Source organism: Variovorax sp. P1_H12_2 (assembly GCF_056405335.1).
This window is the reverse complement of the sequence record NZ_JBFUCI010000379.1, coordinates 1-6,334: the sequence shown is the minus strand read 5'-3', so window position 1 is coordinate 6,334 and position 6,334 is coordinate 1. Positions and strand designations below refer to the sequence as shown.

7 protein-coding genes are annotated in these 6,334 nt (G+C 68.2%); all 7 read left to right on the top strand.

From position 1 onward, the window contains the following. A partial coding sequence (locus AC1D2K_RS27640) for an AAA family ATPase (RefSeq protein WP_478092679.1) occupies positions 1 to 480 on the top strand: 480 nt, incomplete at its 5' end. A gap of 518 nt (positions 481 to 998) precedes the next feature. After that, entirely contained in the window at positions 999 to 1,427 is a 429-nt protein-coding gene (mraZ, locus tag AC1D2K_RS27635; protein WP_478092681.1) for a division/cell wall cluster transcriptional repressor MraZ, read from the top strand. Between the two features lie 8 nt (positions 1,428 to 1,435). Continuing rightward, complete coding sequence (gene rsmH / locus AC1D2K_RS27630; protein WP_478092678.1) at positions 1,436 to 2,362, top strand: 16S rRNA (cytosine(1402)-N(4))-methyltransferase RsmH; 927 nt, start codon at positions 1,436 to 1,438, stop codon at positions 2,360 to 2,362. Positions 2,363 to 2,451: 89 nt separating this feature from the next. Further along, positions 2,452 to 2,775, top strand: coding sequence for a cell division protein FtsL (ftsL, locus tag AC1D2K_RS27625; RefSeq protein WP_478092677.1), 324 nt, complete (start codon positions 2,452 to 2,454; stop codon positions 2,773 to 2,775). After that, on the top strand, positions 2,775 to 4,529 hold the full coding sequence (locus AC1D2K_RS27620; protein WP_478092676.1) for a peptidoglycan D,D-transpeptidase FtsI family protein: 1,755 nt from the start codon (positions 2,775 to 2,777) through the stop codon (positions 4,527 to 4,529). The genes ftsL and AC1D2K_RS27620 overlap by 1 nt, the downstream gene beginning before the upstream one ends. Next, positions 4,529 to 6,034, top strand: coding sequence for a UDP-N-acetylmuramoyl-L-alanyl-D-glutamate--2,6-diaminopimelate ligase (locus AC1D2K_RS27615; RefSeq protein WP_478092674.1), 1,506 nt, complete (start codon positions 4,529 to 4,531; stop codon positions 6,032 to 6,034). Before AC1D2K_RS27620 ends, AC1D2K_RS27615 begins: the two co-directional genes overlap by 1 nt. Then, on the top strand, positions 6,031 to 6,334 hold a 304-nt coding region (locus AC1D2K_RS27610), incomplete at its 3' end, for a Mur ligase domain-containing protein (protein ID WP_478092673.1). The genes AC1D2K_RS27615 and AC1D2K_RS27610, both read left to right, overlap by 4 nt.

Here is a 6,334-nt window from a genome sequence, read left to right as displayed (position 1 = left end):
GTCGAGGGCACGGCGGTCAGCACCAAGTACGGCGTGGTGCGCACCGACCACATCCTGTTCATTGCCAGCGGCGCTTTCCACCTGAGCAAGCCGAGCGACCTGATTCCGGAGCTGCAGGGGCGCTTTCCGATCCGGGTCGAGCTGCAGTCGCTGTCGGTGGCGGACTTCGAGAGTATCCTGACGCAGACCCAGGCGTCGCTGGTCAAGCAGTACCAGGCCTTGCTCGCGACCGAGGGCGTCACGCTCGAATTCACCCCGGACGGCGTCACCCGCCTCGCGAGCATCGCCTTCGATGTCAATGAGCGCACCGAGAACATCGGCGCGCGCCGCCTGTCGACCGTGATGGAGCGGCTGCTGGACGAAGTGAGCTTCGATGCCGCCAAGCTGGATGGCCAGGCGGTGCGCATCGATGCCGCCTATGTCGACCAGCGACTCCAGGCACTCAGTCACGACGAAGACCTTTCTCGATTCATCCTTTGAAATGTGGCTCGCCCCCAGGTTGCCCGGCACTTCGTGTCCGGGCGCCCACCCCCTGCCGGGGGCAACACCAGCGGCCCGGCGAAGCCGGTTCCGCGGTGTTTCACCGACGGGCCTGGCTGCGCCGGCCGGTGAATACTGGCGCTGGGGTTTTTTCTACGGCTGCGCGCAGCGCGCCTGTTCGTGGGCAGTCGCGGAACCGGCTTCGCCGGGCCGCTGRCTGCGCCCCCGGTAGGGGGTGGGCGGGCTACACGAAGTGAGCCCAACCTGGGGGSGAGCTATCTCTTGCATTACTTTCATTGCGTGAGCTAAGTGCTTCATTTGCAACGGAATTCGGTGTTTCTGCGGTTGCAAAAACACCGCTAAGTCGTTGATTCCATTACAAAAAATACCTGTGACGTCCGGTTGCGCAGTAGTTGTTTCCTGCTACAGTGCAAAAAAGTGCAGTTAAGTGGGAAAAAGTGTCGAGTGAGGCCTGATTCGGGTCTCGCGGCAGCTCCCATCACCGGGGTYTCGTGGTCGTGTTTCAAGGCGCTTCATCGCTCAGTCTGGATGCCAAGGGGCGGCTCTCCGTGCCGACCCGGCATCGTGACGTCCTGAGCGCGACCGCCGAGGGCCATCTCACCATCACCAAGCACCCGCACGGCTGCCTGATGGTGTTCCCGCGTCCCGAATGGGAGAAGTTCCGTGAGCGCATCGCCGCGCTGCCGATGTCGGCACAATGGTGGAAGCGCGTCTTCCTCGGCAACGCGATGGACGTCGAGATGGACGGCACCGGCCGCGTGCTGGTTTCGCCCGAACTGCGCGCCGCTGCCGGTATCACGCGCGATGCGCTGCTGCTCGGCATGGGCAACCACTTCGAACTCTGGGACAAGGCGACCTACGACGCCAAGGAAGCCGAGGCCACGCAAGGGCAGATGCCCGACGTTTTCCAGGACTTTTCGTTCTGAGGCGCACTGTGGAACAACCATGGACCCATACGACCGTCCTGCTGCAGGAAGCAGTGGACGCGCTCTTTCCGGATGTGTCGCACACCACGGGAACGTACGTGGACGCGACCTTCGGGCGCGGCGGCCATGCCCGCGCCATCCTGGCCAGGCTGGGGCCGACGGGCCGGCTGATCGCGTTCGACAAGGACGCGGAAGCGGTGGCCGAAGCAGCGCGCATCGAGGATGCGCGTTTTTCCATTCGGCACCAGGGCTTCAGGGATCTGGGGGAACTGCCGCCGTCCAGTGTGGCCGGCCTGCTGATGGACCTCGGCATCAGCTCTCCCCAGATCGACAACCCCGCACGGGGTTTTTCTTTTCGTTTCGACGGACCGCTCGACATGCGCATGGACACCACGCGCGGCGAGAGCGTTTCCGAATGGCTGGCGACAGCCGAGCAGCAACAGATTGCGGAGGTGATTCGTGACTATGGCGAAGAACGGTTTGCTGTTCAGATTGCAAAGGCGCTTGTTGCTCGCCGACAAGAACGGGGCCCAATTTCAACCACCGCCGAGCTGGCCGAGCTCGTGGCTGGCACGGTCAAAACCCGCGAGCCGGGCCAGAACCCTGCAACGCGCACATTTCAGGCTTTTCGGATTTTCATCAACGCCGAGCTTGAAGAGCTGCAACAGGCGCTAGAGGCCAGCCTGACCGTGCTGCAGCCCCAGGGCCGCCTCGCGGTGATCAGCTTCCATTCGCTGGAAGACCGCATCGTGAAGCAGTTCATCGCCCAGCATTCGAAGGAGGTCTACGACCGCCGCGCGCCCTTTGCCGCGCCGAAGGCGATGAAGCTCAAGGCCCTGGCGCGCATCAAGCCCTCGAAGGCCGAGGTGGCCGGCAATCCGCGTTCGCGCAGCGCGATCCTGCGCGTGGCCGAGCGCACGAGCGAGGGGATCTGAGATGAATCGCCCCCACGCTCATCACTTCGTGTATCGCTGCCCTCCGAGGGGGCGCTCAGAGCCCTTCGGGCGGCCGGGCGGGCTCTGACATGGCCCGCCTCAACCTGCTGCTGCTGATCGCCGTTCTCGGCTCGGCCGTCTACCTCGTCCACACCCAGTACCTGTCGCGCCAGCTCTTCACCGAGCTGCACCGCATCGAGCTCGAGGCCCGCCGCCTGGAGCTGGACCGCGACCGGCTGCAGGTCGAGAAGCGCGCCCAGGCGACGCCGCTGCGGGTCGAGAAGCTGGCCAAGGAGCAGCTCAAGATGCGCACCACCACGCCGGCCATCACGCAGTACGTGCGCCAGGATGGGACCGTGATCCCGGCGGTGGTGGCGCCCGCGCCCGCCGCGCCTTCCAAGGGAGCGCACTGATGGCGCGCCGCAGCCGCAGCGTCCAGTACACGACCAGCCCCTTGCTTGCGAGCAAGACGCCGGTCTGGCGCAGCAAGTTCATCGTCGCGGCCATCGCCGGCGGCTTTCTGCTGCTGGCGGCCCGCGCGGCCTATGTGCAGGTGCTCGACAACGATTTCTTCCAGCGCCAGGGCGAGGTGCGCTTCACGCGCACGCTGGAGCTGCCGGCCAACCGGGGCCGGATCCTCGACCGCAACGGGCTGCTGCTGGCCTCCAGCGTGGTGGCGCCGAGCATCTGGGCCATTCCGGAAGACATCGAGCGCGACGATCCCGAGGTCAGGGCCAAGCTGAAGCAGGTCGCCAAGCTGCTCGAGATGCCGCTGAAGGACTTCGACAAGAAGCTCGAGGACGAGGACAAGACCTTCGTCTGGATCAAGCGCCAGGTCGATGAGCCGATCGCCAAGCAGATCGCCGCGCTCAACATCAAGGGCATCTACCAGCGCAAGGAATACAAGCGCCAGTACCCCGAGGGCGAGTCGGCCGCGCACGTGGTCGGCTTCACCAATGTCGAGGATCACGGCCAGGAGGGCATCGAACTCGCGTTCAACAAGGACCTGGCCGGCAAGATCGGCTCGCGCCGGGTGATCAAGGATCGGCTCGGCCGCGTGGTCGAGGGCGTCGGCGAGCAGGTGCCGCCGGTGGACGGCAAGGACATCCAGCTCAGCGTCGACAGCAAGGTGCAGTTCTTCGCCTACCAGAAGCTGCGCGACGCGGTGACGATGCACAAGGCCAAGGCCGGCAGCGTGGTGGTGCTCGACGCCATCACCGGCGAGGTGCTGGCGCTGGCCAACTACCCGAGCTATGTGCCCGACAAGCGGCAGAACCTGACCGGCGAGCAGCTGCGCAATCGCGCCCTGACCGACGTCTTCGAGCCCGGCTCGACCATGAAGCCGGTGACGGTCGGCATGGCGCTGGAAGCGGGCCGCGTGACGCCGCAGACCGTGATCTCCACCGCGCCCGGGCGCATGAGCATCGGCGGCTTCACGATCAGCGACACCCACAACTACGGCTCGCTGACGGTCGAGGGCGTGATCCAGAAGTCGAGCAACATCGGCGCCCTCAAGATCGCCCAGAAGATGACGCCGCGCGAGATGTGGGACACCTACACCGCGCTCGGCTACGGCCAGAAGCCGCAGATCCAGTTCCCCGGCGCGGTCACCGGCCGCCTGCGGCCCTGGAAGTCGTGGAAGCCGGTCGAGCAGGCCACGATGGCCTACGGCTACGGCCTGTCGGCCTCGCTGTTCCAGATGGCGCATTCGTATACCGCCTTCGCGCACGACGGCGACATCATCCCGGCGACCATCCTCAAGAGCCCCGAGCCGGCGGTCGGCGTCAAGGTGTTTTCGGCCCAGAACGCGCTCGCGGTGCGCAAGATGCTCCAGATGGCCGCCGGCCCGGGAGGCACCGGCCCGCTGGCGCAAACCATCGGCTACTCGGTGGGCGGCAAGTCCGGCACCGCGCACAAGCAGGTCGGCAAGGGCTATGCCAGCAGGCAGTACCGCGCCTGGTTCACCGGCATGGCGCCGATCGACAAGCCGCGCGTCATCGTCGCCGTGATGATCGACGAGCCGAGCAACGGCCAGTACTTCGGCGGCCTGGTGGCGGCGCCGGTGTTCAGCGAAGTCGTGCAGCAGACCCTGCGCATGATGAACGTGGCGCCCGATCTGGCAGTCAAACCCCTGGTCGTGACCAAGGGTGTGGAAGAGAGTTTCTGATGATCGCGAAGCTGCACAGCCCCGCCGAAGCCGCCGACTGGCTGAAGTCCCGCGTGCGCGGCGTGCTGCACGCCGACAGCCGTCCGGTGGGCGCGGGCGACGGATTCATCGCCTGGCCCGGTGCGGCCACCGATGGCCGGCGTTTCGTCGCCGCCGCGCTGGCGCAGGGCGCTGCCGCCTGCCTGGTCGAGCGCGAGGGCAGCGAGGCCTTCGGCTTCGACAGCGAGGCGATCGCCACCTACGCCGGCCTGAAGGCCGCGACCGGTCCGATCGCCGCGGCCTTCTACGACGCGCCCTCGCAAGCGCTGGAGGTGCTGGCGGTCACGGGCACCAACGGCAAGACCTCGACCGCCTGGTGGCTGGCCCAGGCGCTGTCGTCGCGGGCCGCGCAGGCGCTGCGCTCGCCCTGCGCCGTGGTCGGCACGCTGGGGATCGGCGTGCCGCCCGAACTCACCTACACCGGGCTCACCACGCCCGACCCGGTGCTGCTGCAGCGCGAGCTGCGCGGCTTCGCCGACCGCGGCTTCGGCGCCTGCGCGATCGAGGCCTCGTCGATCGGCATCGCCGAGCGGCGGCTCGACGGCACCCGGATCGGCGTCGCGGTGTTCACCAATTTCACCCAGGACCACCTGGACTATCACGGCAGCATGGACGCCTACTGGCAGGCCAAGGTCGAGCTGTTCCGCTGGCCCGGGCTGCGCGCCGCGGTGCTCAACATCGACGACGTGCATGGCGCCTCGCTGGTCGCCAACATGGTCGAGGCCGGTGTCGGCGCGCTCGACGTCTGGACGGTGTCGGCGGACGGCGCGCCGGCCAGGCTGGTGGCACGGGACATCGGCTACGACGACCAGGGGCTGCATTTCACGGTGGTGGAGCGGGGCGCGCCGGTGCAGCGACTCGCGACCTCGCTGATCGGGCAGTACAACGTCGCCAACCTGCTGGGCGTGCTGGGCGCGCTGCGCGCCCTTGGCCTGTCGCTCGAAGAAGCGGTGGCGGCCTGCGCCGGCCTTGACAGCGTGCCGGGCCGCATGGAGCGCCTGAGCCTGCCCGGCCAGCCGCTCGCGGTGGTCGACTATGCCCACACGCCGGATGCGCTCGACAAGGCGCTGGCCGGCCTGCGCCCGCTGGCCCGTCAGCGGGGCGGCGCGCTGTGGTGCCTGTTCGGCTGCGGCGGCGACCGCGACAGCGCCAAGCGGCCCATGATGGCCGCGGTGGCCGAGACGCAGGCCGACCGCGTGGTCGTGACCAGCGACAACCCGCGCAGCGAAAAGCCCGCGGCGATCATCAGCCAGATCCTGCTGGGGCTGGCGCGCCCGGAAGCGGCCCAGGTCGAGCCCGACCGCGCCCGCGCCATCGCCGAGACGCTGGCCCAGGCGCGGCCCGAGGACGTGGTGCTGCTCGCGGGCCGCGGCCACGAGGCCTGGCAGGAGATCGGGGGCGAGCGCATCGCGTTCTCGGACCGGACGCATGCGATCGATGCGCTGACGCGAAGGAGCGCAGCATGAGTGAAGTGTCCGGGATGCCCGCCCCGGTGCCGATGATGACGCTGGCCCAGGCCCTGGCCTGGGTGCCGGGCGCCCGGCCGGTCGGCGACCTCGCCACGCCGATCCAGCGGGTGCATACCGACACGCGCACGCTCGCGGCCGGCGATCTGTTCGTCGCCTTGAAGGGCGAGCGCTTCGACGCCAACGCCTTCCTGGCCGACGCCCGGGCGCGCGGCGCGGTGGCGGCGATCGGGCACGGCGGCCTGGCCGAGGCCGGCCTGGCCGGACTCGAGGTGCCCGACAGCCTGGCCGCCCTCGGCG